Raw genomic sequence first — 25,408 nt, forward strand, 5'->3', positions numbered from 1 at the left:
GACCGCCTGTTTGCAGGCGGTCCCCGTTTTCGTTGTGCGGCCAGGCGGCCATAATGGCGGTGTGGCTTCCGTTCAGCGGTCCAGGGGACTCGCCGCCGTGGCTTCGGCCGGCGCGCTGGTGATGATGGCCGCTGCGGGCTGCGCTCCCTCGTCGCCAGGAGCACCGCCGTGCTTCCCGCCGGCATTTTCCGTCAGCCCCTCAGTGGCGAGGCCCGGGGAGAGCGTGACCGTGACGGCGCCGGACGCGGGCTGCAATCCGCGCTACGGCGGGAACGCCAGGATCCAGATCAGCGTGACCGATTCCTCAGGCGCGAAGGTCATCAACACGACCTCGGCAATGAACGACGGCGGCGGCTTTGCTTACACTTTCACCGTCCCGGCCCGGGCGGTCCCGGGCCAGGCCGCGGTCACGGCAGTGCCGTACAACATTGACTGGTGCGACGACACTGGCAGGAACAACCGGGTGGCGGGGGCCGCCGTCGTTCTCTTTGAGCGGGCATCGTGCGTGATGCCGGTGAAGCCCCTGACCATCAGGCGCTAAAAGCCCATCAGAGATGAGCGTGTACCGATTGCGCACCGCGCCGCCGGTGTGCGATTATTCGGGTGATCGTGATCCGACGGCAGGAGGTGAGACCCATGAACGCAGTATCCGTAATGGGTGCTCCCCAGCAGTCCACGATCGCGCGTCTTAAGTAGCCGCCACCGGGAGCGCCGAACAGGCAATTCGCGAAAGGCGACTCCCTTGAACACAACACCTTCTTCATCATCCTTGCACGGGCGGGCACTGGTCCTCGGCGGCGGCGGTTCAACAGGCAATGCGTGGCTGATCGGCGTCATCGCCGGCCTGTTCGATGCCGGGCTGGATATGACCGCGGCCGATCTTGTCATCGGGACCTCGGCCGGATCGACCGCCGCGGCCCAGATAGCCGGCGCGAGCCCGACTGAACTGTTTTCCGCCATCCTTGCCACGGCTTCCCGGCAACCTACCGCTCCGGTCGGCTCCGACGGCGGCCGCGTTACTGCCAGGCCGGTCTCGGACCACCTTGAGAGAACGGACAGGATCATCGCCGCCGCCGGGGACGCGGCCGACATGCGCCGCAGAATGGGCGCGGCGGCGCTCGGGAGGGAGGCGGGGTCGGACGGTGCATGGCAATCGCGGTGGCGCGAAACCGTGGCCGCGCGGCTGCCCAGTCAGCGCTGGCCACACCGAACAATGCTCGTCACTGCGGTCGACGCCCAGACCGGTGAAGCCGCAGTGTTCGACTGCGATAGCGGAGTGGACCTGGTGGACGCCGTCGCGGCCAGCTGTTCCAGTGGCTCCGCCTACAGGATCGGGGACAAGCGGTACATCGACGGCGGCTACCGTCGCAACGAGAATGCCGATCTGGCTACCGGCTACGGACGGGTGCTGGTGCTGTCGCCGTTCGGCGGCAGAACACGGATGCCGTTGGCCTGGGGCATGCAGCTTGCAGCACAGGTCGACGAGCTACGCGGGTCCGGCAGCAGGGTGGAGACGGTCTTTCCGGATGGCAGCTCGGAGCACATGTTCGGCGCCAACGCGATGGATCCGTCGCTGCGTCCGCCCGCTGCCCGCGCCGGCTATGACCAAGGCAAAGTACTTGCCGGGCAACTCACCGAATTCTGGCGCTGAGGCTCCGGAAATGAGCCGACTCCGTGGGCACTGGGCTGTGCCGCCGCGACAGCGTGTCCCGGCGGCTGGCGCAGGGAGCCTCCTCGCGTTATGCGTGCCGTACGGTCGAGACGCTGGCAGCTTTGCACTTCGCCCGGATGAAGGACTGCTCCGCCTCTGAAAGCTGGTGTTCGCCGTGCTGGTCCTGGGCAACGCTGCCCCCTGAGACCTGGTGAACCACGTTTGCCACGGTCCGCGGAAGAACTACGCAGCCGGGATTTTCAACGAGCCACTTCTTCGTGGCGTCATCAAGCTCGTCCCACCACTGAACAATCGGACGTTGGCCCATGAGGTGCTCCTCGGAGTTGAGACCTACATAAATGACAGCGGCCGCCGGACTTGGGTCTCCCGGGGACGCAGGAGGTGCAGCAACCGCCCAACACACTGCCCACACCTTGGAATTCACGGATTTACGAATCTCTAAATTGCCAATCAGTAAAAAGTCTGGTCCCGTTGCCGGGAGGGGTCAAGAGGCATGCGTAACGTCGCGCAACCCGAGGGCGAATGCCCTTCCCGGTGGCGAGACCCTATGCGTGGGAAGTGGCAGTGGAGTACTTTTTACACGCCCGGACGAACGTGCGGCGACCGCCACCGACCACACTGGTCCCGGCCTTTGAGGAGTCTCGAATGACACGGAGGACAGTCGGTCCGCTTGGCGACTTCGGCAGCGCAGATCTTGCGGCTGCCGGCGGGAAGGGCGCAGCGCTCGGTGAACTGGTGCGGCAGGGCTTTCCGGTGCCGCCGGGTTTCATCATCACCACGGACGCCTACCGTATGCTTCTCGCCGGGACCGGGCTCGGGGCGGCTCTGGACGGCAGTGATCAAAACACGGACGACGGCGGCACCCGCCGCGCGCTGTTCGCCTCCTTTGACATGCCCACGGGGTTGCGGGCCGAGATAGCGGACGCCTATGCGGCACTGGGAGGTGGGGCGGTGGCAGTCCGTTCCAGCGCCACCGCCGAAGACCTGCCCGGGGCGGCGTTCGCCGGCCAGCAGGACACATACCTGAACGTCCTCGGCGAGGAGGCGGTCGCCAAAGCGGTTGCTGACTGCTGGGCGTCCCTCTGGACGGACCGGGCCATTGCCTACCGGCGGCGGCAGGGGATCGACCCGCATGAGGTGGCCATCGCCGTCGTCGTCCAAAAGATGGTGCCGGCAGACGCCGCAGGAGTCATGTTCAAGGCGAACCCGGTCACGGGTGAGCGCAGCGAGACTGTTGTGGACGCCAGCCCGGGCCTGGGGGAGGCCGTGGTCTCGGGGAGGGTGACGCCCGAACACTATGTGCTGGACGGCAGGGGCAGGCTCCGCAGCTTTGCTCCGGGCGGCGGGGAGGTGGTGGTCAGCCCGGATGCCGGCGGCGGCACCCGGGAACAGCCGGGCAGACGCAGCTCGGATCCTTCCCTGACCGCTGACCAGCTGCGTGAGCTGGCTGATCTGGGCCGCAAGTCGCAGGCTCATTTTGGCCGGCCGCAGGATATGGAGTGGGCGCTGGCCGGGGGCCGGATCCATGTGCTGCAGTCGCGGCCCATGACGGCGCTGCCGCCCCAGCCACTGCGGCTCAACGCGGTTCAGCGGCGGGTGGTGCCGTTCTTCATCGAAATGTTCCAGGAGCGGCCCTACCCGCTGGACGTGTCCGGCTGGATGAAACAGGGGATCCTGGCCATGCTGCAGCGGATGGGCGGAAGCGTTGGGGTGCGGTTTCCCGCGGTTGACGAGCTGCTGCCCGAGGAGGACGGCGTAGTGGTGCAGCTGGTGCCGCCGTCACCGCGGCTGACGCTCCGTGTCCTTGCCGCGCCGCTGAGCCTGGCCCTCCGTGCGAGGCAGTTCAGGATGGCCGGCTGGAAGAGCGATTCCCAGTTCACCGTATTCCTGGAGCAGGTGGACCGGCTGAATAGCCGGGATCCGGAAGCCCTGCGCTGGACGGAGGTTGTGGGCCTGGCACGGGAGTCATTCGCCACGATGCGGGGCATCACAGAGCTGCGGATGTCCTACCTGCCCGGAATCTTCCTGCCGCTGCTGAGGCTGCGCCTGATGCTCCTGCTGCTCGGCCGGCTGAAGCTGGCGTCCGCGCTGATCGCGGGTGCGGAGACCAGGACTAGCCAGGCGAACCGGTCCCTGGAGCAGCTGGCCGCGATGGTCCGGGCGGATCCGGGGCTGGCCGGAGCGTTCGCCTCCTCCTCCTCCTACGGGCCGGCCCTGCTGCAGCTTCTGGAGGACCCGGCTCATGCCGCCTTCCGCGAAGCGTTCGACCGGTTCCTGCGCGAATACGGAAACCGCGAAACCGTCAGCGTGGTGCTGAGCAGTTCCCCCACCTGGTCCGACGCCCCCGAGGTGGTGCTGGGGCTGGTGAAGGCGCTGCTGGGCCAGCGGCCCGGCCCGGCCGACCAGACCGGCGCGGCGCTGGCAGAGCTGAAGCGCCACCCGCTCCTTCGCTTCGGCCCGGTGCGGCGGCAGGTGCTCACCGCCGTCGACGACGCCCGGGCAGGAATGGCGTTCCGCGAGGACAGCCACTTCTACGCCACCAAGGTCATCCCGCCCATGCGCCGCGCGTACCGGGAGCTCGGCCGGCGCCTGGTTGCCGCCGGCGTCATCGACGATGTCCAGGATGTCTACCACCTGCGGTTCGAGGAACTGGAGGCAATAACGGACGACGGCGGGGCGCTGCCTCCTTCTGTCCGCCAGCGTTACCGGCCGCTCGTGCTGGCCAGGGCGGCCAGGCGCCGCGAACTCGAGGGGATTCCGCTGCTGGACACGGCGCTGCTGTTTAGGGACCGCCGTCGTGCGGCCGGTGTGCTTGTCTCCGGCACACCGGCAAGCCGTGGCCTCGCCGAAGGGCCGGTGCGGATCATCCGGGGCCCGGAGGAGTTTGGCCGGCTGAGCAGCGGCGATGTCCTCGTGTGCCCCTACACCAACCCGTCCTGGACGCCGCTGTTCCAGCGGGCGGCCGCCGTCGTCGTCGATATGGGCGGCCTCGGCTCTCACGCCGCGATTGTGGCGAGGGAGTACGGCATCCCGGCTGTCATGGGAACCGGCACGGGGACGGGTGTCCTGGCCGAGGGGCAGCGCGTCATTGTGGACGGCAGCGCCGGGACGGTGGTGGCTTCCGGCTAATACCGGCTGACCAGATTGGCCGTGCCGTACGCGCGCCGGACCCGGGAACTGTACTGGTAGATTGTGACGCTCTGGACCTCCGGCAGATGCTTCCACATCGGGGTCAGATCGTAGGACTGGGCGCCGCGCCGTGCCTTGAGCGGCGCCAGCACAAACGTCTGTGTGGAACTCAGGCCCACTTCGCCGGCAGCGTTGGGACCCAGCTTGCCCGGATTGAGGTGCACATACAGGTTGCCGCCGTCGCCCGTGGAGAAATCGGACAGTTTCAGCTCCACCTTGCTGGGGGCGACGGTGAGGACCGCCCTGCCACGGGTCGGAGAGGCCTGCGACACGAACTCACCCTCGTAGACCTCCGTCCAATGGCCCGGCGCCGATGCTGACGTTGATACAGCGGGGGAGGAGGTGGGGGTGCCGGCTTGGCCTCCCGGGGCATCCATATACGTGCATGCTGAGAGTGCGACTGTCACCAGTAACGATGACATGGACAACCGAAGCGATCTCATGTTTCCCCAAAACGACGAGTGGCGGTTTTTGGCCCGTTTGGGCCGGTCACCGTCTTCTCAGTAAACCACGGAGGCATTTCCTGGCCTCAGCCGGATAATCAGGTTCCGCGGCCCAACTTGGGGCGGACCGATGCTCCCCGGGGATGTTTAGGGCAGACTGTTGGCGTGAGCGGAATCCGGTGGGTGCTGCATGTCGATCTCGACCAGTTCATCGCGGCTGTCGAAGTGCTGCGGCGGCCCGAGCTTGCGGGCCGGCCGATCATTGTCGGTGGCCGGGGTGTCCCGACGGAACGGGCCGTGGTGTCGACCGCATCCTACGAAGCCAGGGCGTTCGGTGTGGGTTCCGGTATGCCCCTGCGCATCGCGGCCCGGAAAGTGCCCGACGCTGTGATCCTGCCCGTCGATCATGAGGCTTACCTCGAGGCGTCTGAAGCGGTGATGGCAACCCTGCGGGAGCAGCCGGACGCCACGGTGCAGGTGCTGGGCTGGGATGAGGCGTTTGTGGGCATTGAGTCAGAGAATCCGGAAGCCTACGCCCGGCAGATGCAGGCCGCTGTGCTGGAGCGGACGCAGCTGCACTGCAGCGTGGGCATCGGCGACACCCTGGTCCGGGCCAAGGTGGCCACCGGATTTGGCAAGCCGGCCGGTGTCTTCCGCCTCACCGCCGGGAACTGGCTCGACGTCATGGGCAACCGGCCCACGCGGGAGCTGTGGGGTGTCGGGATCAAGATATCGGCCCGGCTTGCCAAACTCGGAATCAAAACCGTCGCCGAGCTCGCCGCGGCCGATCCGCAAGCCCTGGTCCCGGAGTTCGGCCCCAGAATGGGTCCGTGGTACGCGTCGCTTGGACGCGGGGACGGCTCCAGTGTTGTGGATGACACGCCGTGGGTTGCCCGCGGGCATAGCCGGGAGACCACGTTCCAGCGCGACCTGACCGAGCCGGCCGAGGTGGACCACGCTGTGAGGGAACTGACGGCGCATGTCCTTGAGGATGTTGCGGCCGAGGGACGGCCCGTTGTGGGGCTGACCCTCAAGGTTCGGTACGCTCCGTTCTTCACCACGACCCATGCGAGGAAGATTCCCGAGACATTCGACCGAAACGAGGTCCTTGCGCGCGCCTTGGACCTCGCGACCGCTATTGAAGCCGGCCGTCCCATCCGGCTCCTGGGTCTGCGGGCCGAAATGACAATGCCCGACGACGCCCGCAAGGGGCATACTCCAACGCGGGGCGGTTGGTGACGGATTCGATCAATGCAGTCTCTCGTAGTGCTAGGAAGGAGCTAAAGCGATGACCAAGTATCTGATCTCATTTCCCGCTGCCGCCATGGTCTTGCCTGACGGAGACCTGGAGGCCGTTTCGGACGCGTCCCACGCCGTGGTCCAGGAGGCGAAGGACGCCGGCGTGTGGGTGTTCGGCGGCGGCATCGATGAGAGCGTCCCGCCGGTCATGGTCGACGGCGACGGGACCGTGAACCAGGGCACCTACCCGCAGACGGCGCACCTCGAGGGCGGCTACTCGGTGCTGGAGCTGCCTTCGTACGATGCGGCGCTAGAGTGGGCCGCGAAGATCGCAGTCGCCTGCCGCTGCGCGCAGGAGGTGCGCGCTTTCGCATACGACCCCGCCAGTTAGGCCGCGGCTGGGTTCCCGTCGGTTCGGGTGGCGATGGACAACCAGCAGGTCGTGGACGATGGCGACGTCGTGGTCGTCTGCCTGTTGCCCATGCACGCCGCGGAGGTACCAGCTGGACTGCAGTTCCGCGCTGACCACGCCGTGCTCAGCGCGATAGCCGGCTTCCCTGTCGGGCGGGTGGCCGGACTGGGTGCCCCCGCGACGGACGTCGCACGAAGCATCCCGCTCCCCGCCGCGGCGACCCGTGGGAGCGTGACACCGGTCCACCCGGCAACGCCGGCGGCAACGGGGTTGTATAACCGGCTTGGCGGGAGCCTGGAGATCGCGGACGAATTGGCGTTTGAATCGGTGTCCGCAGCATCGGCCACGGTCGCGGCGAACTTTCGCTACCTCGGAACGATCGCAGGTTGGCTGTCTCATCGGGGCGTCCCGGCAGACGGCGCAAGCCGCTACGTTGCCGACACCTTTGCCCCATTGTCCGCGGAGCTCGAGGCACCTAGCGCGGAGTTCGCCGCCCTGGCCCAGGCGCACACGACGCCCGGATCACCCGGAAGTAGCAATCACTTGTCGGGGCCCGGCCCGGCCGTCAGTTCTTCTTCAGCTCCTCGGCGAGCATGACGATAATGCCGCTGGGACCGCGGACGTACGAGAGCTTGTAGATGTCCTTATAGGTCGCCACACCGCGAAGCGGATGGCAGCCGTGCCGCGCCGCTATTTCCAGGGCCTTGTCGATGTCGTCGACGGAGAACGCGACGCGGTGCATGCCGATCTCGTTGGGACGGGTAGGCTCCGTCTCGATCGCTGCGGGGTGGATGTACTCGAAGAGCTCCAGTTGGCCGTGACCGTCCGGCGTCCGGAGCATGGCAATCTTGGCGTGGTTGCCGTCAAGTCCGACGGCGGTGTCGGTCCATTCGCCGCTAACGGTGTCACGGCCGACAACTGTGAGACCGAGGTCAGTGAAAAAGGCGATGGTTGCTTCGAGGTCACGAACAGCGATGCCGACGTTCTCAAGTCTGATGGTCATGGGTTGCACGCTACCGAGGCTGGCGGATGAGGTCCAGTAGCGGAGCACATCAGCCGTCTGGCCTGCTACGTTATTCCCAGCCGGGGGACATCGACAACCCCCTGCACACTCTCAGGGGGACTCGCATGGGCACTGACTATCCATATGCAAGCGCCACAGCCATGGCAGCCGAGGCTGAATACGCCAGGCGCACTCGCCCTACTCGTGGCCGGAATTTGGAACATTGCAGCACGTTCCACGAATTCCCTGGCTCCGCTTATTGCGGCACTGGCCTTATCCGCAATCGGACTTGTGTTTGCCGTCACCAACGTCTTGGAGGCCGTTATGACGACGGGAAGGATCCCAAGCGCTTTCGCATTATTTTTCTACCTCGGCATCGCCGTTCAAACACTGAGGCTCCTACGGCGCAAACCCAACGTGTCTGCGGCCGACGCAGTTCCGTAGAGGCAATTCACCCGCTTTCCGTAGCGACCAGTTCTCGTTTCACCACGACCGGAGTTCCAGGCTTTATTCTTCGGAAAATGATCGGATGATCTCAGGCGGGAACGCTTCGAGCAGTTTCCTCCTGAGTTTCTTGCCGGCTTTCCATTCATCCATGTTGAGGTCGCAGGTTCTGCCTCGATAATCCATCAGGGAGATGCCGCCACAGCTGTGGTCACCGACGACGTCGACGTCGGCCAACAATATCGTCCTCGTTTTGCCGGAGGTCTGGGTCATCAGGCGCGTTGGGGTGAGTGTTAACCTCGCCTGGGTGGACTTGTGGCGCCATGTTGTACTCTCAGCGTCGACTTCTGCTGCCGATTTAGCATTTTTCGGATCCTTATTCCGCTGCCAGATCTCGTAACGATCCATCGCGAGCCCGAGACCTCGCACGTCTGCCTTGGAAAGCTCCACCGACTTATCGAAAGCGACTATCAGCGACCCGATACTGGCTCGCAGAATCTTTGTGAGTTCGCCGGAGGCGACGTTTGTCGCCCGGTCCAGGAGTTCCTGCCGGTCCCGACTGCTTCGTCCGAACAGAGTGTCTATCGCCAACTGATCCAGATGGTCTTGGGGAATGTAGTCGTCCCATCCCAACTCGGTCATCAGGGCGTGCCGTGCCGACTGGACAGCGTCCTCACTGAACCCGGCATCGACAACGCCGCGGAGGGTGTTGATGCCTTCCCTGAAAGTCGGGACGGTGTTCTGCCTGACCGGATCGAGAATGAGGTCGAGTTGGCTCTGGTCGTTATCGATCGCGGTTGTGAAGTTCTCCACGGAATAGATGATTCCGGAGTCGTGGCGGAGCCGGGCCAGCAGTTCGTAGCGCAGTGCTTCGCAGAGAAGATCGGCGTCGGGGGATGGCACCAGAAGAGACAGCGCGACGCCCTGCTTCTGGGACTTGATCAGGGTCGGAACCGTGATGAGTGGTGGATCCTGATGATGACTTACGGGTTCACCCGCTGGCAGAGGGATGTCCAGAGCGGAGGGCACGGGGCCGGTGAAGGTGAGGGCGGCATTGCCGGCGGCGAGCCACCGGCAGGCCCATTCGGTTAGTTCAGCTTTGGTCAGACCGGTCGTGGCCGGTGCCCCGAAATGTGCGGCGCCCACGCCGCTCGTTCCGTACCGGTAGGTCAATAAGCCGCTGGAGACAGTGCTGAAAGCCGCTGGAGACAGTGCTGAACTTGTGCGGATCCTCGGCCTCGAGGACCGACTTTTCAAGGGCGATAACTTCGTCTGTTACAGCTTCGAATGTTGAAACGGCGACCGCGATCGCATTCAGGAAGCCGGCAACATCCTCCGGTTTTCCCACGGCGTAGAACTGGAGTGAGTCGGTGGTCACGGTACCGCCGTGCACGACCGCTGCGGGCTGCACAAGGCGCAAAAGCACGTGCTCAACCAGGTGCGTTATCCCGGCAAGTGCGGACGGTTCATCGCGCATTCCGACGCCGAATATTAAGGTGCCAGTGCAGAGGCCATCGCGGTCCAACCATAATGAGGTAATCCCGTTGTGGGAGCTCGTGTGCACGGTCTGCATCATGGGTGACAGTCTTGCAGATGGAGCGATTCAGCAGAGTGTCAGACGCGACCCCAGGTAGGAGCGGCAGCACCCGCGTGGGGAACCCTTACGGGGACGGGTTTTGAACGCGAGACCCCCTCGTTTCCGCGTGTAGTCTTTCCTCTCATGGGAAGTCATTCAGGAGGCACCGCGGCGGTGGTCCCTGCAGGGAACACCCTACGGTTGGCATACCTCATGTTTCGTGGGACAGCGCCGCATTGAGCATCACCAGCGAACAGCAGCCTATTGTCTGGCTATTCCCATCAGGAAACTCTAGGGTGGCGGCATGACGCCTAGATGGCTTGGAATCGCCGTACATTGTGTGGGTGCCGTGAACGCCTTAACCGGGGGCCATGTTGGTCCTTCAGTCCACGGCGAACAACATCTGGGCGTACTTGGTCGTGCTTGGTGGCGTCGTTCTATTGCTCTGCGGCTACTTCATCGGAAAGCGCAAAGCTGGAACTTACGCCATTCGCGAACCTTCAAGGGGCAGACATTAGTCGGCTCCGTCGATATGGTGACTGCATGGATGAAACGCCGCGATTCCGTTCACTGCGAAGGTGGCCCTGGGCCCTAGCCATCCTGCTTGTGATCATCGTGAACCTAATTCTTCTGGCGTATAAGAGCCGCGAGTGCGTTGGCCCCATAATCGATGGCGCGTGTACTAGCGGCCCCGCACTCAACATGGATGGCACGTGGATTTTTGTGCTGGTGAGCGTTGCCGCCGTCATCTACTTCGCGCGGCACCTCGTGCATGTTGCTCGAGCCAGAAGGGGCTAACCCGCCGATGGCGCACAGCCAATCAAAAAACCAACCCTTCACGGTACAGGTCGCTGGGTCTGGTCCATTTCCCCTCGGGAAGGCTCCGCGCACATGCGTCACAGGTTCCGTTCGCCCTCCGCCGGGTCTCACCGACCGCCGCGATGTTCCAAGCCTGGCCTGCCGCCGGTAACTGCGTGAGCCACATCCAACCACCGAGGCTCGTTGCGGGACCAAGTGTTCTGACAGACGATGCTAGTCCTTTGGGTGCCATCTTCGAGCGTGAATCTCAGCCCCCATTCTGTCGGGCGCACATCCTTGACCTGTTCGCGCTGAAAAGTGTGTCTGCGAATCGGTCCCTGCAGCACGAGCCGACCATCGGCCTGGAGCTCGATGTAGGGACGAAAGGTCAGCAGCACGACGAGCAAAGCCAGAGCGCCGATGGCTATCCAGCCAAGAGGGATTTCGGAAGCCCGCATTTCTCCGCGTGCAACAAATTCGATAGTGGAGAATTGCTGCGCCAAAAGGATTAGAACCGCAGCGACGCCTACGAGGCGAATCCACCAACGCACGTTCCACCGCTGCCGAGTTTCCAATCGCGAGCGCTAAGGCCAGCAGGCCATTTTAGGTATCGGTTTGATTTCGGAATTGTGCGATTTGTTCGTCTCGCTTCACCTTCCGATTGATGAAGATTGTTAAGACGCCTGCAATTGCTCCGCCCCCTACAAGGAAGAGAACGCCAAGCTATCCGAGGACCTGGTAAGCAATCCAACACATAAGCAGGGACCAGACCACCCATATCGCGCGCTTCATCGTCTTGCTCATGCCTCATCCTATTGACGCCGGCGTCCCGCCGATAGGCGCAAGGACCCTCGGTGCCGCTACTCCAGAGATCGTTCTCATCTAGTAAGTCGAACCGCTACCGGTCTAGCTGTCGGCTGGTTTGTTATGCCCTGGTTGTTCGTTTCCAGGGGATGGCGGCATAAGAAAGAATGTGGCCACTGCAAGGATGATGCCTAGCAGGCAAACTGTCGAGGTCAATGCGTACCCAATGCCAGGGTCTCGAATGATGCCACTCAAGTTGATGCTTGCGGGCAACCATGCAACGGACCAGATCAGGACGTCAAACCAGTTTGCCCACCTCTGGCCGATTCGGAGCAGCAGGAAGGCGCTTCCAGCGAGGACCGCGGCGATGAGGCCAGTAGCGATGACGATACCCGGGCCCCGGGTGACGTCACCGTCCACGGGGCCTTGATATGTGGCAATGTATCTGGCGAATTGGATGGAAACAGCCACAGTCAAGAAGAGCCCTCCCAGAAACAGCAGCGCATTAGTAGCGAGGGAGGCGCGGTAAATCACCCGGATTATTCCAGACCCAGGAAGTACGTAAGCCATATTTCATCCCCAATGATTGCGCCTACTGCACGCCTAGGTTATCTCAGCAAGCGTTCTAGCATCCCGAATTCTCTCCCCAGCTACGGATCATTTTGGTAACCCTTACGGGGACTCGTTTTCAACGCGAGACCCCCTCGTTTCCGCGTGTAGTCTTTCCTCTCATGGGAAGTCATTCAGGAGCCCCGGCTGAGGGAGAACAAAGAGTACCCGTCGAGCAAGTACTCAACGGGCTCGAAGTGCATGCGCTCGAGCCAGGCGAGACTGTGCTGGAGGCCTTCATCCTCCTCAAAGTTCTGGACCGAGACGGCGACGTGGCGTGGTCATACCGAACCACTAATCGACTCAGTCGTGAGGAATTGCTTGGGGCGCTAACCGTGCAGGTGGACGTGCTGCGCAAGTCGCTGCGCGATGAATGGGACGACGACTAAGGTCAACTGACGGCTCGACTGCAAGAGTGGTCCGGTGGCTGCCCTAAGCCGAACCGTAAATCGAAGGCTCTGCGCAGTGCTTTCACAGGCTCCCTTCGTCAGCCGTGTCGTCGGACCGGCCGTCGCGATGGTCCAGGAATGGCCGGCGCCCCGTAACTGCTTGAGTCACGTCCAGCCACCGCGGCTCGTTGCGGGACCAAGTGTTCTGGCAGACGATGCTCGTCCTATGGGAGCCGTCCCTAAGGGTAAACCTCAGTCTCGATTCTGTCGGGTGCACATCACTGACCTGGTTGCGATGAAAAGTGTGTCTGCGGATCGGTCCCTGCAGCACGAGCTGGCCAGTGGCCCGGAGTTCTATGTAGGGCCGAAAGCTCAGTAGCACAGCACAACGAGCAAAGCGAGTGCGCAGACTGTGGTCCAGCCCAGCGGATTTCAGAAGCCGGTATTTCTCCGCGATCAACGAAATCAGTCGTCGAGAATTGCTGGGCGATCAGGATTAGAACTGCAGCAATGCCTGCGAGGCGAATCCACCAGCGCACGTTCCAGCGCTGCCCAGTTTCCATTCGTATCCTTTCCCCGTCCGCAGGCGCGGCGTCGTCCGCGTGAGATTCCGTCTCCTGTCAGTTCCCTTCGAAGATCTTAGGCGTTGCATCGGTCATCGACGGCCGGAATGGGAACCCTCTACGGTTCTTGCCTGACGAGTTCGAGGACGTGGGCATAGTTTTGTTCGAGGGTGGGCTCCGGGGTAGCCAGGCGCCGTAGCGCGACTCGGACGACATCAACGGCAACTTCCCTGCTGACACGAACCAAGGGGTATCCCTCCTCGACTACTTCCCAGTGGGCTGCGGGAATAGTGTGCGTGAGGAGGTCTCCGTAGAACATCCCGACAGGCCGGGCAAGATCGGCCGGCAAACCATCATTGATGGTTCATCAAGAGTGGCGAGGCTTTCTGCTCTGCGTAGTAGCATCTGGCCTCGCGCTTGGAAATAGCTGCCTTCTCGGCATTCCCGCTGGCAGTTCCTGTAAAGGTTCTTCTGAGCTGCTCTTGTGGCTCACCCTAAGCGCACTCGTTTCGCGCTGGTCGTTACCGGGAGCCGAACCCTTCACGGCACAGTTCGCCAGGTCTATCCATGTCGCGCTTCGGGAGCCCCTGCTGACGGCGAAGTGCCGGTTGCTCGACGTCCTAGACTGTGTCCATGGCAGACCCTTTGGACAAGCTCGTCGACCCAACAGCGCTTTCCGCAAAACAAATCGAGCAGCGCCTTGAAATTGGCGACGATCTCGAAAGTTCACGCGCGGTGGGCCACAGTGCTGTTTTCCCAAATGTGAAGGGGGCATCACAGGCCGCCGAGGAACTTGCTGCTTTGGGCTACTCTGCAGAAGTCCTCGAAGAGGATGACTACTTCCTCTTGGAAGCCCAACACTTGAGTCCGCTCGACCCTTACAGCGTGAAGACGTTCGTTCAGGAGGTGTCCTCCGTAGTGGAGCGCCATGGCGGTGATTATGACGGGTGGGGTGCCGAGGTAGTGGAGGCGCCGCCAATGGCCGGCGCTCGTCGACCCTCATGGCTCAAGCGTCTTCTTAGTGGCCCCTAACGCTGCGGGAAGCACGAGAACTAATTCGCATTCTTGGGTGCATTCGGGAACCTCAACCGGGATAGGATCCTTGGTCTAGTCCAAATTGTTTGTGGACCGCAGAGCTATTAGGCAGTGAATCCGTAGCGCAGCCCTGGCGCCAGGTTAGATGAGCAGTGAGCCGTCAATCAAGGGATGGGTATTCAGGCAGTATAAATGCCATGAGTAATGTTCGTGAGCTTCTCAGGCCGAGCAAGTCGGATTGGGCTGCTTTGCCAAGTCGTGGTTCCGGGATCCGGGTGATGTTAACTGTCTGGCTGGCAGGTGTTGGCACGGTGGCCGGGGCCTTCGTGGCTGACCAAGGCTGGGAAGCTGCCCCGGCGCCGAGTCCGGAGGTAGCCCTGGCGCCTCTGGAAGTCGCTGTCATCGCCGCGACCCTTGCAGCTGTTTACTTCGCGGCCTTCGGCTGGGCTTTGGGCAGACGAGCAGCCTTCGCGTCGCCGGTGATCTTCACAGCGTGTTGGCTGGTCCACGCCGCAGGTGGGTCGGGTTCCACTCCAGTATGGGCGGCAGGTGCCCTAACGGGATTGCTGTTGGCAGGTAGGGAAGTCAGGGCGTCGCTCGGGCAACTCCGAAAGGTTCGATCGCTGGCCGATCGGCTCCGGGACGGCAGCAGGGTGCATGTTGGATCCAAAGCACTGGCGGCCGAGCACGGCGCCTTGGCCCGTGGTCGTCGGATCGTGGTGGTTCTGGCAGTTGTCGCCCTTCTATTGTGGGCGACATTCCTGGTGCAGTTAGCCAACGGCGGAGGTCAAGTCACGGTAGCTCCTGAAACTATCCTTGCTCCGACGACGGCCTCAGTCGCCGGCGTGGCTTCATTGCTGACGGTTCTTTGGGCGGTGCAAGTCGCTTGGCGTTGGTGGGCGCATCGGCAGTTGGCAGCGACCGTTTGGCAGATACCTGGTACAGAGGGGCCGGTCTGGACAGCGCACCTCATGAGGTCCTACGGCGGAGGCCTAACTCCTAGGGACAGCAAAGCGTCTGGGTGCATCTGCCGGGAAGAAGCAGAGCGTCACGATCTCGATGAAGATCCCGGCTGGATGATCGGATCAATACCTGCTGATGATTACTGTCCTGCGCACGGTATTGACGCAGTGAACGCGCTGGATCATGGCGCCTTCCGTGAACTGGCCAGGGCTACCTGGTTGTGGGATGTGAGCTCCGCGGTTCCGCATAGCGAGGGTGAGACCTTCTATTCAGGTGCGGGGCTGCTGGCCTTTGCCGGGCACGCCTTCCCTGGAATGCCAGTCTTTAGAGAAGCGGACAATGTTGATTCGGTTTCGCCTTTTGTTGAACCGGCCACTGAAATAACTCGACCGGAACGGGCAGGCCCGCCTCAGTGGGCAGATCCAGACTTCGTGCCACCTGCCGACCAAGGCATCTTGGACGTCATTGACCTCGGGCCAGCTGGCTTCCCTGGCACGGCTGTCCGTTATCGCCACGGACGTGCATGGCACCGCTTCTAACTCCTCTATCGAGCGCAGAACCGGCGGTAAACCCAAAACGAAGACGCCCGTCGCCCGTTTTCGCACCGCGTTTGGCGCCTTGAGCGACCCCGGCAGTATCCAGTCCTGGAACCTCAATCGGGCCAGTTACCTTGGTCTACTCCAGTTACAAACTGACCCGGCTCTCACTCGCGGCAGTTCGAACTGTCCACCTAGTCGGACCGTCGCAGGGTGGCTGGTTTGGCGTTCTTAGATTCTACATTTGAGACTGGAATCATCGGAGCCGCGCTAAGTTTCGATCCATAAAGGTGAGAGCCTGTCGGAAGGGAGTGGCTTCGTGGGGGATGAAGCGGTTTTTCATCAGCTGTTTGTTACCCGCGTCGCCTTGTTTGCGTTATTTCTGCTGTGCCTAGGCGTTGTGATCTATGAAGGTTTAGTTCCGTTATGGACCCCCTCTGGCGCGCCCACCGTAGAGCTGGTCTTCTGGAGTTGCGTCGGCGTGGTCCTGCTCTGGTTCAGCTGGCGACACTGGAGGCTCGGGGTCCGGCTTACACCGACAGAGGTCCATATAAAGGGTTTGTTCCGCGACAGGAAGATCGCCCGTGAGAGCGTTTTGGACATAACCCCGATGAGCCAGCTGGTGTGGATAGCCCCAGCTGGCGACGTGCGGGTGTCCTGGGTGATCGCATTTACAGATCTCGCTGGCGGCCGCGAAGGAATCGGCCGTGAGCACAACACACGAACGCTTGAACGGTTGCGGGAGGAGCTTGTTGGCCCACCCGTGGAGGGGCCAGAATCTGCAGCCTATGGAGAGGAGAGGAGTTACGACCCTCCAACTTACCGACGCCGACGGGACCGGATTGGGCCGGCGAAGCGCGCGGGCCGAAGTCGTTTGGTTAGGGATGCGTGGCTCGCGGTTCTCCAACTGCTTGGTTGGAGTCTTTCTGCTGCCCTAGCGGTTTGGCTGGCCTTAGAGCCCGCGTTGTGGATGGCTGGGCACGAGTCGGACGTTCTCCGTTCGGCCTTGGGGCTTGATCCCTACACCGAAAGCAGCGCTGTGCAGGCGGTGATTTTCTGGGGAGTCGCCGCAGCGGCGCTTGCGGGAAACACTCTACGCTTGGCATATCTCATGTTCCGGCCGGAGCGACGTTGAAAGGCTGTGGTTACAGCTGAGGGAACCCCTCACCGCACATGTCGCTAGGTCTAGTCCATTTCGGCTTCGGCAAGCGGCGCGGATGACGGGTGTCTACCCGAATTGCGGGAGGAGGCTTACAGTCAGAGCAATCGAATTGGGGGATATGTGATGGAGAAAATGACCAGCTCGGACAAGAAAAATCCGGGATCAACGCTTCAACCCGGATCGGCCGTTCCTATCGTCGTCGCTTTGGCTGGTCCGCTGCTCGTGGTTCTCCTAACGGGGTACCTCACGATGCAGCTACAAGCCGCCTATGCCAATGCTGTTCTAGGATTCAACTTCCGGATTGTAGGGGTCTCGGGAGAATGGCTGCCGTATGTGTGGCGGCTAGCTTTCGTTCTGCTCGCTGTCGCCGCAGTCCTCGTCTACCGCCTCACAATTCGCGCTACTGCTGCACGCCTCGCCACTCTCACAACCCTGGCGGTCTTGGCCACCGTCGCCAGCCCGATCGGGTCGGGGCTTCCCCTGGACGAGGAGCAGTATCCGCTCATGCTGTATATGGGCATAGAAGGTGCAAAGTCGCCGTTTACACTCGCACTTATCGGGGCAATTTTCGCCGAACTAATTATCGTGGCCCGGAAGGGGCGAGAGTGACTGCGTCCTCCGGACAATAGTGGGTCACCGGCGCCCACACGAGGTCTGATGCCGGCATATCCGTACAGGAAACCAGCCAGTGGCGGTGCGAAGAACGAACCCTGCACGGGACGGCTCTCTAGGTCTAGACCATGTTTCCCCTTCGGCAATCCTGCACAGAGACCTACGGCTGAACTTTCAGGGCCACCCCAAGATGTTCTCTGTCCGGTACCCCGAATATTCGATCTGACCTAGACAGGAAATGCATGTTCGCGGAGGTAAAGCAGTTTCAGTGGACGGACATCGAGGAGGATGCGGCAGTCCCTGACTTCCCGACTCTCTTGGAGATGTACGTGACGTCACCAGGGCACTCTGCAGTGCTTAGGTACGAAATAGCCGTGACAACCGTCGAGGAACTGAGCCGGCGCCTGCGCTTTCAACCCTGCGTTGCCGGCCACGGCCAAGTCATCGTTGCCACATTTGACCGACAGCATGTCGAGTCGTTTCTGCGCTCAGCGGTTGCTCGAGTATCCGCTGACTCATGGGAAGAACTTGAGTATGCACTAGGGCGATTCGGACGATCCGAGTTCAATATGACGGACTCATACTGGTCACCGGATCCGTGGGAAATGCCCTCAGCATAAGTCGATAAGGCGTAGGCTGCACGATCTCGTAACCCTAAAAGAGGCAGTTCCTATTTTTGGCGGCGTGTAAGCCATCGTATGGTTCTTGCCAGTCAAACGGGACTACGCTCCGCTCATGAAACCTCGCGCAATCCTCGTTTCAGCGCTGCTGCTGGTTCTTGCCGTTGTTGTCATCATCGTTGCCTGGATTCTTTGGCAACCAAGCGCCACTGGTCTGCTGAGTTCGCCTGCGCTAACGGCCTACTTGGTATAGCAAATCCCCACTGAAGGCCCCCCGAACCCCACCCCTGGAGGAACCCCGAGCGGGACATTTGGTGAAGTAGGCTCGACCCGGCAGCACACTGCTGGTTTTAGGCCGCTTAAGCTGGGTTCTGGAATTACCAGTGGAGGGACAAAATGGCATCGCTACACGACCGGGTTGAAGATACGATTCACCTCACCGCGCGTGAGGGCTTTCTGGTCATGTCGAATTTCATATGGCAATACGCCCAGAGGGCTGGAGATGACCTAATTACCCTTCTAGGTGATACCGTACTGGAGATGGATGGTCAGCCGACTGACTCAGCCGCCTGGGAAGACTGGCTGGCCAGCATCAGGCGAATCAAGTCCGGGCTACCACCGCGAACCTAGATCTGGTGCAAGATGAATCGCAACAATTGTGTGATCGTGTTCGGGTCCGGCAAATGACTCTCGTTGAGCACCTGCTTCGTGTCGATCCATCCAGGCCACTGCTCATTCTTCCAACCGATGCCCCAACGGCCGCTGAGTTGGTTCTCGGATGGGCTGATGCATCGCTAACAGTTCGATCGGTCCGTGGTTCCAAGGCTCGAACCCTGGAGTCCCTGTTCGATGAGTTCTCCGCGGCGCTTCAGTTCCCGTATTACTTCGGGGAAAACTGGCCAGCGTTCAGCGAATGTTTGGCCGACCTCGACTGGCTGTCCGCACAGACTGGATTCGTCGTGGTGATCTACGAGGCTTCCCAGCTGCTCCAAGATGAGCAGTCTGAAGAACTGGCAGCCCTGGTCCGTGCTATTTACAATGCGGCAGCGAGCTTTGGGGAACCATTGAATGACAGCGAATGGTGGGATCGTCCCGCCCTGCCCTTCCACGTCGTCCTGGCAGACCAAAACAGAGACGCTCTGGGTCTTTGGCAGGAGGCCGGCGCAGAATTGGTCACAGCCGAACCCTGATGTCGCATCCCTGCCCCTGGGCAGCTTGGGGAACCCTTCACGGACCAGCTCGCTCGGTCTAAACCATTTTCCCTTGGGAACCGTTCGCCGGCGGTCGACTTTTGCCCAAAGCTACGAGGCTTAGTTAGTGGCCCAGCCGACGGCAGTTTGTGCATCAATTCCCGGCCCGTAACGCTCGACAAGCTGACGTTTGACGGCCTCAATGTCGCTCGCACCGATTACGTCAACTAAGACGGTGTCTCCATTCGTGGTAATGCCTGTTGCAGTTATGTTGATCCCCTTTGAGCGCAAAAAAGGACCATCGGTGTCGACGCGGCGCTGAATCGCCTTAGCTTCTTCCAAACTACGAAGGGCGTTCCTGATCCCGACGGTAAACCCGTCAGCGGCGGCTGAGATCGCTGCTACATCGGCCTCGAACGCCCTTACATCTGCGTGTGGTGGCGATGGAGGAATGATGGCCATCACCACGTTTTGGTCGGCTTCGTACCAGACCTTATTTGGCAGGATGCCTCGCTTCTTTGCACTTGCATTGACGTCTTCGATGGCCGCCGAAATTCCAGGCGGAGCGGTTGGTGGCATGTTCGAAGTAGTCGAGGTTGCCATTTTGTCACTCGGGGCAGCTGGTTGAGCTACGTCAGCTGGCGCACAGCCAGCTAGCAAAACGGTGAGCACGCCCATCAGTGCAATTGCCTTAACGTCGCCCATATTCATTCCGGCCTCTCTCAGCACGATGGGGATGTACTTCGTAACCACTTCGTACAGCGGCTACTGCAGTTACCGCGGAGTCCAGCGATGGCAGCCTCCGCATACGCCGAAAGTACTCCGACCCCAGGCGATTAACCACACCGGAGGCAGGTCGGGACCCAAACGTGACACGTGAACTTAAGACTTTAAGAGGAACCTCAACCGGGCCTGTGCCCTTGGTCTACTCCAAAGGGGAGGTCGGAAGCCGCATCGCTGAGCCTCAGCACTTCCATCGGAGGACGTGGAATTAGTGATCGCCGGTAAACGGCGAGTCTTCAGCGACCATCAGGCAACTTTGATCTAAGGCAGTCGTTGGAGCACTGCGATCGGTCGGAAATACGCCTGGGGCTGGCGCGGGACGATAATCGCGTTGCCTAATTGGCCGGCCAGAATGCGTTTCGGACAGCCACGAGCTTTAGACCGAAGCGTTTATCCATCAGCGCCTGGACGGAGCCGTCGTCATAGGGCACCCGCAGGAAGAGATACCCGTTTTCGATCTGCGTGTCGGTCAGCGCCGGCTGGCAGGATTCCCACAATTCGCGTTGTATCTGTTCCAGCCGGGCGGTTGTGCCGGCACCGCGGTTGCGCGGGTCCAGCAGCGGATCGGCTGGACGGTTTCGGGGTGGCTCAGATGGCTGTATGAAGCTCTGCGGCGGATGTTTGCCGACGGTGAAGCTGGTCCCGTCCCAGATCCCGCGCACTTCATAGTCTCCCCAGATCACGTTGGCGGCTCTTTTTTCACCGTCTACCGAATCCCAATCCCATCCGTGAATGACCGGGCCGGTGCATCCGGGCGGGTAAGAGTTGTTGACACCGCCCATGCAGAATACAGGCCCCTCATTGCCTTCCTGTCGTACAAGCAGGCGTCCAACAAGTTCGCCAGGTCCAACAGTTGCAGAGGGACGATATGAGGGTTTTTTGGACGGTTCCAAATTTGGCGTGCTTGGTTCCGAACAACCTATAACCGCCGCCACGACCGCAGACGCTAACCCGGCACCAATCAGCCTTGACCTCATGGTTAAAGTGTCGCGCCAGCAATAGCTATCCAACAGAGCTCTGCGGAAATGCTCAAACGATCGGCATGGTGAAACCAGTAATCGACGGAGAACACGAAGTCCTCAGGGGCCATCAGGCAACTTTGATCTAAGTTCTTCCGCACGGGAAGCGAGGGCCTGACGCCGGTCGCGGGTGAATCCCTTCGCCTGCATGTCGAGGACGAACCGGCTGCCCAACGCTCCCACACCCAACAGCTGACCCACCCGAAGCCTTGCTTCGTCCTCGTCCCCTGAATCCCCAATTATCTGGAAGACCTCGTCACGCCGGTCCATCGCCTGGAGCACGGCATCGAGGATCATCAATTCTTGCCTTGTCTGCCGCTCGTCCTCATCCATGCGGCGATTCTTGCACGAGGGAAATCAATGGGGCATGGCGTCCAGTTGGGGATCGCCGAAGGAACCCTTCACGGCACAAGCCGTGAGGTCTAGTCCATTTTCTTCGGGGCACCTTTTCGTAATCCTGGCTCAGTTCGGTTGCCGCTGCATACCAAACTGGCTCCGACGTGATTAGCTGCACCTGACGCTAATAGAAGGCGGTAGCAAGGGAACGGCATGGCAGGAAGACGCGAGTACCGATCCGGACGGCGGTCGGTGCCGCCGCAACTCCGGATCGGCCAGATTCTGTTGACGTTCGTGGAGGCGGCATTCCGGCTGCTTTCAGGCGATTGGGACTCATCCTCATTCAGCCCAACGTACTCGCCGGGCCAACCGCATCCGGCTTCCCGGAGGAAAGTGCCCGTCAGCTGGCGAAAATCCGTGAAACTCGCGGCCTCAGAACCCTTGCCATCGGAATCTAGCGAATGGTCCGAACATCGCGTTGGGCTCATAACCAACGGACAAAAGGCCGGCAGGTATATCGCTGTCCAACCCGCGGAGAACGACGGATGGGATCTTCAGGTCTCCCGGGAGCGCAGCAGTCAAGGCATCAGCGATGCCTACCAACGCATCGACGACGCCCGACTGCAAGCCTTGTTTGTGGCGTGGGACGTTCGCTGGCTCCCCGTAGGGATCTATGTAGATGCCGTCACGCAGCGGTTCTTCCGTAAGGCGATGATGGGTGAGGAAGACCTATAGCAACAGGACCCGCGAGCACCTACCAGTAACCGCCATGACCCGTTTGGGCGTTGGGGAACCTGCGGCGATTTCCAAGGGGAACCCTCTACGGCATGGTTTTGTCTGTTGGGGTCCGATCGGGGTCGTGCCACGCTCGTCCGTGGCGGTATCGCGTTGCTGTCCCGGGCAAGCCGGCCGGCGTGAGGTCCACGATGTCGAGGATTCCGCGCTCCGGGGGAGACAGGAACTGCGGTTTGGCCCACTCCGGGACGACGGCGTCTGTTGTTTTCAGCTCTTCGGCTGCTTCAACCCGTGGGCTTGCTGCATCCAACAGATCGCCGTTCCTTTGGACAGGGATTCCGCCGAATGCGTGCCCGGCAAAGGCAAGAAGACCCGCGGCGTTGTCAGGAGCGTCAGACCCTGTGGACGGCACCATCGAGCTCTTGTCCCAAAGCCAGGCGGCGCGGGCAAGGGCACGGAACGTATCGTGGTCCAGCGCATTAATCGCATCGATTCCGTGCACCGGGCAGTAGTCATCGGCCGGAATTGTGCCGCTGCTCCAATCTTCTTCGCCGTCAATGTCACGGCTTTGGGCTTCGGCCAGGCAGGAGCATCCTTGAGTTTCACTGTCTTTGGGGTCGATCCCGTCGCCGTATGAAGGGTCCAGACCGGGTGCCCAGACAGGTCCGCCTGCGCCGGGCACGATCCACACTGTTCGCCGTACCTGCCTGTGCGCCCACCACCGCCAGACATTCCGACCAGCGGAAACCACCGTCAGCACGGTCGCCACAGCAGCAAACTGGGCTACGACGGGCTCGAAGAAATTCGTGTCCGGCGGTGGAGTCTGGTTCCTTGCGATGGACCACTGCACCGAGAACCAACCCCAGAGTACGACCGACACAGCCACCATGCCGGCGGTGATCCAACGCCCTTGCATCAGGGCACGCCGTTCAGAGGACAGCGCGTTGGCTCCTACCCGCACTGTCGAACCGTCCTTGAGTCGGTTCGCGAGCTGCTGGACCGCTTTCAACTGCCGCGAGGAGGCCCAGGCTTCTGCAGCAGCCAGGACGACAGCGACCATGACCCCTGTTGCCCAGACAGGGGCAGATGCAGCACCGACGGAACCATGTAGCCATGCGCAGGCTGCAAGAACAATGACCAGTCCGAAGGCACATGCCCTGCCCAGAGCCCAGCCCAATAAGGCAACCGCGACCGTGCAAGCTGCCGCGGCAGCAGTGAAGACACTAATTGGCAGGAGCGATTCCTCCCAGGAGAGTGCTGGTTCCTCCCAGCCCCGATCGACGACGAACGCCAACCCAATGGTGGCCACGCCTGTCAGCCATGCGGTCAAAACGATCCGGGACCCGGACCTCCGTCTGGGCACGCCAATCCAGTCTGACTTCCTTGGCCGGACCAGATCGCGGAAGTTTTCCATGGCATCATCCTGCCGGGTCAACGCCGCATTCCACGAAACCTGCGCCTCACAAAGCGCCGGTACATCTGAATGATGCTGCCTTTCGAATGGGTAACCCCTCACGGCACAAGTCTCTAGGTCTAGACCATGTTCGCACCCGGAACCCCGTGCAGCACATCTGGTGACGTAGGCTCGACCTTGGACAGAGGATTTTGGCGGGTCCGAGCTCAGGGGGCCTCCCATGGACTGGGCCAACCAGCTCGTCGAGCAAGGTAAGGGGTGGCAGTATGCGTGGTTTTACCTGGGATTCTTCTAACCCACCGGAACATCATTTTGATCGGCCATTAGAGGAAGTAGCGCGAAATGGCTCGGCCCTAGAGCAAAGTATTCTCTCAGAGCGCAAAGACTTGAGTCGCGAGGTTTTTCTCATCCTTGCTGAAGCGAGCGACATCAACGTCCTGACATCGCTTGCGATGAACGAAACTACCCCGCCCGAAGTTTTGGACCGGGCTGCGGAACGCTTACGGGAAGCTCATGCGATGCTAGCCACCAGCTGGCACGCTTCCCCGGAACTGAAGAAGATGGGCCCGCTCGCTGAACACGTCGCATGGGCCCTTGGAGAATTCCTGGATCAGGTCGGCGCCACCGACGATGAACGCCGGGAATTGATGAAGCGGTATGACAAACTGCAGCCGCCTGGCGGTCCGCTCCTCGGGGACGTCTGGGCGCAAATCCGGCCAGAAAAGAAGCCTGGTCGCAAGATCTAAACTGTCCGTCTGCTGTCCAGGACGTGCTTACCGGTCCTAGACCGGTCCCTCGGCCGAACCCTTCACAGCACAGGGCGCTAGATCTAGTCCATTTCTTTCGGAAACGCCTGTCGGGTCATCTCCCCAGTTTCTGAGAGCACTTCCGGCGATAATTGCCGTCATGGATGAAAGACTTTCGATGCTCGCGCTGCGGGACCTGGTTCGGTACTGGTCTGTCCGTCAGTTTCCGCGTTTTTGGCAGCTCGAGTCCCGGTCGTCGTCGGCACAAGAGTTCCTGATCGATGGGAAAAAGCTGTCCGACATCTTTGACTTGAATGAACCACGACCACCGGCGGAGGAAACTAACCTAAAAACGGATGCCCCTGATCATGCTCTGGCCCAGCTGCATCGTCTATTGGGGCAGGTTGAACCTGATTTCAATGACGGGCGGGTTGCTTTGCTCGTTTGCCCAGGCTGTCTGGAGGCAGCGTGCGGAGCGTTGAGCGTCCAAGTCCGCAGGACGGAAGACACCGTCATCTGGGCGGACGCCGGGTGGCAGGACGAAACCGGGGAAGGCGAAGACGTCAGGCCAGTGCCCGGCCCTCGAACGATCACCTTCGACCGCAGCCAGTATGACTCCGTCCTTGCGCAAGCGCTGAGCCGCTGGCAAGCGATCGCAGGCCGCCAGAGCAGGGACGATTCAGCGCCCGACCTTATTGCCTACCCCGTCCTGGCCGTCGACGAGGAAGGAGGAGTGCACTGCTTCGAGGACCGCGATGCCCTTGAAGGGTTGGCTGAGATGTTCATACATGGAGAGTTCACTCTTCTCGTTGATGCCCGTGGCTTCGAGTACTACTACGAGCACGGAGACCTCCCGTACATCGAGTTGAAGAGCGCGGACCTGGCCAACGCGGCAGAGCTGACTCGGATGGTCGACGATCGCATGGAATATCTCCGCTCCCGTGGAGCGTTGCATCACGCCACGTCCACGTCAACGGCAGGCGGAGAGCCCGTCAATAGCGAGTTCGAGCCAGCATTCCGACTCGCGCAGAAGTACAACCTGGGCTAATCGAAATGGGGCCCCCGCGACCGACCCCCATTTCCACCAAGCATTTTCTTGTCCCCGGAGGAACCTCA

General features: G+C 61.5%; 25 protein-coding genes. 14 read left to right on the forward strand and 11 right to left on the reverse strand.

Annotated elements, in window-relative coordinates; genetic code table 11:
• The first annotated feature begins 61 nt into the window (after positions 1–61).
• Both ACFRAH_RS01600 and ACFRAH_RS01605 read left to right on the forward strand, forming a co-directional pair.
• The gene (locus tag ACFRAH_RS01600; RefSeq protein WP_377989157.1) at positions 62–541 is read left to right on the forward strand and encodes a hypothetical protein; all 480 of its coding nucleotides are present in this window, start codon (positions 62–64) and stop codon (positions 539–541) included.
• Between the two features lie 201 nt (positions 542–742).
• The gene (locus tag ACFRAH_RS01605; protein WP_377989158.1) at positions 743–1,651 is read left to right on the forward strand and encodes a patatin-like phospholipase family protein; all 909 of its coding nucleotides are present in this window, start codon (positions 743–745) and stop codon (positions 1,649–1,651) included.
• Positions 1,652–1,739: 88 nt separating this feature from the next.
• Here ACFRAH_RS01605 and ACFRAH_RS01610 read toward each other — a convergent pair whose 3' ends face one another.
• Entirely contained in the window at positions 1,740–1,979 is a 240-nt protein-coding gene (locus ACFRAH_RS01610; protein WP_377989159.1) for a hypothetical protein, read from the reverse strand.
• Positions 1,980–2,317: 338 nt separating this feature from the next.
• On the opposite strand from ACFRAH_RS01610, the gene ACFRAH_RS01615 reads away from it, so the two are divergent.
• Positions 2,318–4,801: a PEP/pyruvate-binding domain-containing protein gene (locus tag ACFRAH_RS01615; RefSeq protein ID WP_377989160.1), complete on the forward strand. Its 2,484-nt coding sequence runs from the start codon at positions 2,318–2,320 to the stop codon at positions 4,799–4,801.
• On the opposite strand, the gene ACFRAH_RS01620 is transcribed toward ACFRAH_RS01615, so the two are convergent.
• Positions 4,798–5,238, reverse strand: coding sequence for a DM13 domain-containing protein (locus ACFRAH_RS01620; RefSeq protein WP_377989161.1), 441 nt, complete (start codon positions 5,236–5,238; stop codon positions 4,798–4,800). The two genes, ACFRAH_RS01615 and ACFRAH_RS01620, sit on opposite strands and share 4 nt — an antisense overlap.
• 249 nt (positions 5,239–5,487) lie before the next feature.
• Between ACFRAH_RS01620 and ACFRAH_RS01625 the strand changes: the two genes are divergently transcribed.
• Both ACFRAH_RS01625 and ACFRAH_RS01630 read left to right on the forward strand, forming a co-directional pair.
• Positions 5,488–6,543 carry a DNA polymerase IV gene (locus tag ACFRAH_RS01625; protein ID WP_377989204.1) on the forward strand — a complete coding sequence of 352 codons (1,056 nt, stop codon included), beginning with the start codon at positions 5,488–5,490 and terminating at the stop codon, positions 6,541–6,543.
• 49 nt (positions 6,544–6,592) lie between these two features.
• Entirely contained in the window at positions 6,593–6,934 is a 342-nt protein-coding gene (locus tag ACFRAH_RS01630; RefSeq protein ID WP_377989162.1) for a YciI family protein, read from the forward strand.
• Positions 6,935–7,520: 586 nt separating this feature from the next.
• On the opposite strand, the gene ACFRAH_RS01635 is transcribed toward ACFRAH_RS01630, so the two are convergent.
• The 4 genes from ACFRAH_RS01635 to ACFRAH_RS01650 form a co-directional block, all read right to left on the reverse strand.
• Entirely contained in the window at positions 7,521–7,958 is a 438-nt protein-coding gene (locus ACFRAH_RS01635) for a VOC family protein (protein WP_377989163.1), read from the reverse strand.
• A gap of 507 nt (positions 7,959–8,465) precedes the next feature.
• Positions 8,466–9,548, reverse strand: a complete 1,083-nt coding sequence (locus tag ACFRAH_RS01640) for an insulinase family protein (RefSeq protein ID WP_377989164.1) — start codon at positions 9,546–9,548, stop codon at positions 8,466–8,468.
• Positions 9,496–9,978 (reverse strand): hypothetical protein, encoded by a 483-nt coding sequence (locus tag ACFRAH_RS01645; protein WP_377989165.1) that lies wholly within the window; start codon positions 9,976–9,978, stop codon positions 9,496–9,498. Before ACFRAH_RS01645 ends, ACFRAH_RS01640 begins: the two co-directional genes overlap by 53 nt.
• Positions 9,979–10,904: 926 nt before the next feature.
• Positions 10,905–11,351: a hypothetical protein gene (locus tag ACFRAH_RS01650; protein WP_377989166.1), complete on the reverse strand. Its 447-nt coding sequence runs from the start codon at positions 11,349–11,351 to the stop codon at positions 10,905–10,907.
• Positions 11,352–12,311: 960 nt separating this feature from the next.
• Between ACFRAH_RS01650 and ACFRAH_RS01655 the strand changes: the two genes are divergently transcribed.
• On the forward strand, positions 12,312–12,578 hold the full coding sequence (locus ACFRAH_RS01655) for a hypothetical protein (RefSeq protein ID WP_377989167.1): 267 nt from the start codon (positions 12,312–12,314) through the stop codon (positions 12,576–12,578).
• Positions 12,579–13,259: 681 nt separating this feature from the next.
• On the opposite strand, the gene ACFRAH_RS01660 is transcribed toward ACFRAH_RS01655, so the two are convergent.
• On the reverse strand, positions 13,260–13,490 hold the full coding sequence (locus tag ACFRAH_RS01660; protein ID WP_377989168.1) for a DUF6278 family protein: 231 nt from the start codon (positions 13,488–13,490) through the stop codon (positions 13,260–13,262).
• Between the two features lie 284 nt (positions 13,491–13,774).
• Between ACFRAH_RS01660 and ACFRAH_RS01665 the strand changes: the two genes are divergently transcribed.
• The 5 genes from ACFRAH_RS01665 (at position 13,775) to ACFRAH_RS01685 (ending at position 19,259) form a co-directional block, all read left to right on the forward strand.
• Positions 13,775–14,173, forward strand: a complete 399-nt coding sequence (locus tag ACFRAH_RS01665) for a ribonuclease E inhibitor RraB (protein ID WP_377989169.1) — start codon at positions 13,775–13,777, stop codon at positions 14,171–14,173.
• A gap of 1,821 nt (positions 14,174–15,994) precedes the next feature.
• A complete protein-coding gene (locus ACFRAH_RS01670; RefSeq protein ID WP_377989170.1) occupies positions 15,995–16,810 on the forward strand; it encodes a hypothetical protein in 816 nt (271 codons plus the stop codon).
• A gap of 150 nt (positions 16,811–16,960) precedes the next feature.
• Positions 16,961–17,446 carry a hypothetical protein gene (locus tag ACFRAH_RS01675; RefSeq protein ID WP_377989171.1) on the forward strand — a complete coding sequence of 162 codons (486 nt, stop codon included), beginning with the start codon at positions 16,961–16,963 and terminating at the stop codon, positions 17,444–17,446.
• Between the two features lie 245 nt (positions 17,447–17,691).
• Positions 17,692–18,069 (forward strand): Imm8 family immunity protein, encoded by a 378-nt coding sequence (locus ACFRAH_RS01680; RefSeq protein WP_377989172.1) that lies wholly within the window; start codon positions 17,692–17,694, stop codon positions 18,067–18,069.
• A 683-nt stretch (positions 18,070–18,752) separates the two neighbouring features.
• Positions 18,753–19,259 carry a barstar family protein gene (locus tag ACFRAH_RS01685; RefSeq protein ID WP_377989173.1) on the forward strand — a complete coding sequence of 169 codons (507 nt, stop codon included), beginning with the start codon at positions 18,753–18,755 and terminating at the stop codon, positions 19,257–19,259.
• Positions 19,260–19,379: 120 nt separating this feature from the next.
• On the opposite strand, the gene ACFRAH_RS01690 is transcribed toward ACFRAH_RS01685, so the two are convergent.
• From ACFRAH_RS01690 to ACFRAH_RS01700, 3 genes are all read right to left on the reverse strand, one after another.
• Positions 19,380–19,970 (reverse strand): hypothetical protein, encoded by a 591-nt coding sequence (locus tag ACFRAH_RS01690; RefSeq protein ID WP_377989174.1) that lies wholly within the window; start codon positions 19,968–19,970, stop codon positions 19,380–19,382.
• Between the two features lie 407 nt (positions 19,971–20,377).
• A complete protein-coding gene (locus ACFRAH_RS01695; RefSeq protein ID WP_377989175.1) occupies positions 20,378–20,824 on the reverse strand; it encodes a hypothetical protein in 447 nt (148 codons plus the stop codon).
• Positions 20,825–21,121: 297 nt separating this feature from the next.
• Positions 21,122–21,394: a DNA gyrase subunit A gene (locus tag ACFRAH_RS01700; RefSeq protein ID WP_377989176.1), complete on the reverse strand. Its 273-nt coding sequence runs from the start codon at positions 21,392–21,394 to the stop codon at positions 21,122–21,124.
• 216 nt (positions 21,395–21,610) lie between these two features.
• Between ACFRAH_RS01700 and ACFRAH_RS01705 the strand changes: the two genes are divergently transcribed.
• Positions 21,611–22,132 (forward strand): hypothetical protein, encoded by a 522-nt coding sequence (locus ACFRAH_RS01705; protein WP_377989177.1) that lies wholly within the window; start codon positions 21,611–21,613, stop codon positions 22,130–22,132.
• A gap of 85 nt (positions 22,133–22,217) precedes the next feature.
• On the opposite strand, the gene ACFRAH_RS01710 is transcribed toward ACFRAH_RS01705, so the two are convergent.
• Positions 22,218–23,426, reverse strand: a complete 1,209-nt coding sequence (locus tag ACFRAH_RS01710) for a hypothetical protein (protein WP_377989178.1) — start codon at positions 23,424–23,426, stop codon at positions 22,218–22,220.
• 386 nt (positions 23,427–23,812) lie between these two features.
• On the opposite strand from ACFRAH_RS01710, the gene ACFRAH_RS01715 reads away from it, so the two are divergent.
• Together ACFRAH_RS01715 and ACFRAH_RS01720 are read left to right on the forward strand one after the other, a co-directional pair.
• Positions 23,813–24,292: a hypothetical protein gene (locus tag ACFRAH_RS01715; RefSeq protein ID WP_377989179.1), complete on the forward strand. Its 480-nt coding sequence runs from the start codon at positions 23,813–23,815 to the stop codon at positions 24,290–24,292.
• Positions 24,293–24,452: 160 nt separating this feature from the next.
• Complete coding sequence (locus ACFRAH_RS01720) at positions 24,453–25,340, forward strand: hypothetical protein (RefSeq protein ID WP_377989180.1); 888 nt, start codon at positions 24,453–24,455, stop codon at positions 25,338–25,340.
• Positions 25,341–25,408 lie beyond the last annotated feature (68 nt).

Origin of the sequence: Arthrobacter sp. NPDC056727, assembly GCF_042790555.1 — a bacterium.
Lineage (GTDB): Bacteria > Actinomycetota > Actinomycetes > Actinomycetales > Micrococcaceae > Arthrobacter.